The organism is Streptomyces sp. SID9727 (assembly GCF_010550605.1).
Lineage (GTDB): Bacteria > Actinomycetota > Actinomycetes > Streptomycetales > Streptomycetaceae > Streptomyces.
This window is the reverse complement of the sequence record NZ_JAAGNI010000466.1, coordinates 1-1,510: the sequence shown is the minus strand read 5'-3', so window position 1 is coordinate 1,510 and position 1,510 is coordinate 1. Positions and strand designations below refer to the sequence as shown.

The 1,510-nt window shown below is 69.9% G+C and carries 1 protein-coding gene and 1 pseudogene; both read right to left on the bottom strand.

What is annotated here, in order from left to right; translation table 11 throughout:
• Positions 1–459: pseudogene (locus tag G3I41_RS32170) on the bottom strand (hypothetical protein); the annotation flags it as partial.
• Between the two features lie 223 nt (positions 460–682).
• The coding region (locus G3I41_RS32165) for an N-acetylmuramoyl-L-alanine amidase (RefSeq protein ID WP_164404063.1) at positions 683–1,510 on the bottom strand (828 nt) is incomplete at its 5' end.

Sequence of the window (1,510 nt, the reverse complement as noted above, 5' to 3'; positions counted from 1 at the left end):
CGGGCCGCCCGGGTAGCCGTAGCCCTGGCCGGGCTGGCCACCGTACGGCGGCTGCACGGCCTGCGGGCCGGGGGCGCCGGCGAGCGGGGCCTTCAGGGCCGGGACCAGCGGCGAGGCGACCGCGCCCGCGGCCAGCGCCAGGGAGGCGATGAAGCCGAGGATCAGGCCGGCACCCGCGTCGATCTGGCCCAGGTCGATGATCGTCCAGAACATGTTCCACGCGGTGAACACCGTGGCGGCGACACCGAACTGGGCGAGGTCGAGACCCACGATCTTGCGCGGCTGGGGCTGCGAACGGGACAGCACGATCAGCGCTGCGCCGATCACTCCGACCATGTAGACGCCGATGCCGTTGCCCAGGGAGTCCCAGGAGTTGGGGCCGTCGACGCCGCTGTTTCCGTAGTCGTAGTAGTCCAGGAACGAGGCGATGAACAGCACGACCGCTGCTCCGATCACCACGCCGTCGCCTCGAGTGAGGGAGCGGATATTCACGTGAAGGTCCTTAGTCGATCGTCTCGTCGGGGCGGTCGTCGCTGCCGCCGGATGCGCGGCGGGCACGGCTTGAAGCTCGGGAACGGCTCCCCATCGTAGGGATGAATCTATCGTCTGCCCGGGCGGGTTGGGTTCCTGCCCGGTTGGTGCGGGAACATCCTCCCGAATTCATCGCAGAATCACCCCTTGCTTACCCCTTGAGGTAGCTGCTGATGCCGTCCGCGATGCCCTGGGCGGCCTTCTGGCGCCAACCCGGGCTGGTGAGCAGGGCGGCGTCCTCGGGATCACGCATATTGCCGCATTCGATGAAGACTTTGGGCACGGTCGACAAATTAAGTCCGCCGAGATCCTTGCGTACGTCCAGACCCGTTTTGCCGCCGACATAATTGGAAGGGGAACTTCCGGTACTGCGTACGAACAGACCGGCGATACGGGTTCCGAGATCGCGTGAAGGGGCCACGATCTTCGAGGTGTTCGCGTCCCCGCCGCGCACGAGCGCGGGGAGGATCACATGGAACCCCCGGTTGCCCACGGCCGAGCCGTCCGCGTGCACCGAGACCACCGCGTCCGCGTGCGCCTCGTTGCCGATGCGCGCCCGCTCGTCCACGCACGGCCCGAACTCCCGGTCCCTGTCGTACGTCAGGAGCACCGTCGCGCCCTGCGCCCGCAGCAGGTCCCGCAGCCGGTGCGCCACGTCGAGGGTGAACTCCGCCTCCGCGTAACCCCCGTTGGTGGCGGTCCCGGTGGTGTCGCACTCCTTGCGGCCGGTGCCGATGTCGACCTGGCGGTTGATCGCGGCGGTGTGCAGGTGGTTGCGCGGGTTGTGCCCGGGGTCGATGACCACGGTCTTGCCGGACAGCGGTCCGTCGGGGGCGGCCGGCGGCTCGGAGGAGGGCTTCGACGGGGATTTCGCCGGGGACTTCGACGGCGCCGGGGAGGCCTTCGTGGGCGCCGGGGACGGCGAGCCCGGGGCGGCCGGGGTGGTGGCGGGAGCGCCGCTCGGCCCGGCCTGGCCGGC